Genomic DNA, 1853 nt, shown 5'->3' with positions numbered 1-1853 from the left:
GCCTGCTGCTCCGCCGTCACCTTGCCGGGCAGGAAGATCGCGCGCAGCATCAGATATTGCAGGTCGAGCCCCTCCTCCTTGCAGGTCGGGATGTCGTGCCACGACTGGGTCTCGGTCACCTTGGCGGTGTAGGAAATCCGCTCCTTGTCGAACACGCAGAGCGCGCGGACCTGGCCCGCCCGCCACACTTCGAGGTTTTCGGCAGGGTTATTGACGTTGGATTCGGAGTGGCCGCCGACCAGCTGGGTCGCGGCCTCGCCGCCGGACTTGTAGGGCAGATAGGAGAATTTCGCGCCGGTCTTCTGCTCGATGAAGACGGTGAGCACGTTGTCTTCGCGCCTGGAGCCGGTGCCGCCCATCTTGAAGGGCGGGCTTGCAGTCTTCGCGGCCTCGATGAACTCCTTCACCGACTTCGGCCCGGCGGCGTTGTCCCACAGCACGAACTGGTCCAGCGCGATCACCGACACCGGCGTCAATTCATGCCAGTCGAACGGGATCTTGGCCGCCAGCGGCAGCATGTAGATCAGCGAATAGGCGATCAGGATCCTGTTCGGATCGCCCTCGCTCGCCTTCATGTACATCAGCGCCTCGGCGCCGGACGCTCCGCCCTTCAGCGACACCACCATCGGCTGTTTCATCAGATTGTTCTTCTGGATCGCGGCCTGCATCATCCGCGCCATCTGGTCGGAGGCGCCGCCGGCGCCCGCCGCGACCACGATCTCGACCGGCTTGCTCGGCTCCCAGCCCGCGACGGCGGGCGCACTGAGGAGCATGGCCGCCAACGCGGCTGCGGCCTTGGTTAGGTGTCGCACGTGTTTCGTTCCCCCCGATCATTCTTGCGCCGCGGCACGGGCCGGATGCTTATCGGGCAATATCGTGCGGGCCCAATATGGCGGTTTCAAGCAAGCTGTCGCCACGCCGCCAGCGGTTTTGGGCGCTGGATTGCGGCGCGGTGAAAGCTGCTTGCCCGTGAAGTCGACACCCGCTTGTTCACGGACGCGTCCCTGTTTCATCGGGGCAGAAGGGCGAGCAGTTCGACGGTGTTGATGGTACGTTGCGGCAGCATTTTCCAGCCCGTACGAATTATTCTCGGCGCGAAAACTGGAGATGCGAGCAATCCCAAGCGCAACAGACCAAGCGTAGCGCCGGTCATCGCAAAAGCGGAATAGTCGCCGGACTTCGCCGACCGATGTTATTGAGTTCGTTCAACGAAAGACTGTTGACCCCGGCCTCCCGCAGCCGATGTCATCGGGGCGATCGCCGCCGCACCGCGCCGGCCGACGAGTTAACGAAAATTGACGCCGACAAAGTTCCGTCCACATCGCCGCCGCTTTTGTATGGCAAATTTAAGTAAGCCAGATATTAGCAAAACAAGCCAGACACAAGCAGGAGTTGAACCGTGCGTGGCATAGTATTGGTGAGCGTGCTTGCAGCGACATTGGGGATGGCGGCGCCGGTTGCTTTCTCGCAGACCGCCCGAACGGGGCCCGCAGCGACGGCAAATACTCTCGGCGAGGGAGGCAAGGTCCAGGAATCGAATGAGTGGACTGTCGGCCTCGCTGGCGGGCTGCTCGAAGGCACCAACATCCGTTTCGCAGCCGAAATGGCCAAGGTGCTGGACGATAGACCCAAGCTGCGCGTGCTGCCGATCGTCACTTACGGAGCGCTCGGCAATGTCGAGGACCTGCTCTACCTCAAGGGCGTCGATGTCACGATCACCTCGGCCGACGTACTCGAGGAATATCTTCGCAACGGAACGCTCGCCCATATCAAAGACCGGATACGCTTTATCTGTAAGTTCTACATCAATGAGGTTCACATCTACGTTCGCCCCGAGATCAAGACACTGGAGG

General features: G+C 61.6%; 1 protein-coding gene and 1 pseudogene. One reads left to right on the top strand and one right to left on the bottom strand.

Features of this window, described 5'->3' with window-relative positions; translation table 11 throughout:
* Window positions 1-812 (bottom strand): tripartite tricarboxylate transporter substrate binding protein (locus WCB02_RS17395; protein WP_423959864.1); only part of this gene is annotated, 812 nt, incomplete at its 3' end.
* Window positions 813-1399: 587 nt separating this feature from the next.
* Here WCB02_RS17395 and WCB02_RS17390 point away from each other — a divergent pair.
* A pseudogene (locus tag WCB02_RS17390) lies at window positions 1400-1853 on the top strand (TAXI family TRAP transporter solute-binding subunit); the annotation flags it as partial.

The sequence above is a fragment of the Bradyrhizobium sp. genome (genome assembly GCF_049581145.1).
In the GTDB taxonomy this organism is placed as follows: Bacteria; Pseudomonadota; Alphaproteobacteria; order Rhizobiales; family Xanthobacteraceae; genus Bradyrhizobium.
This window is presented reverse-complemented; position numbering and strand designations above follow the sequence as displayed.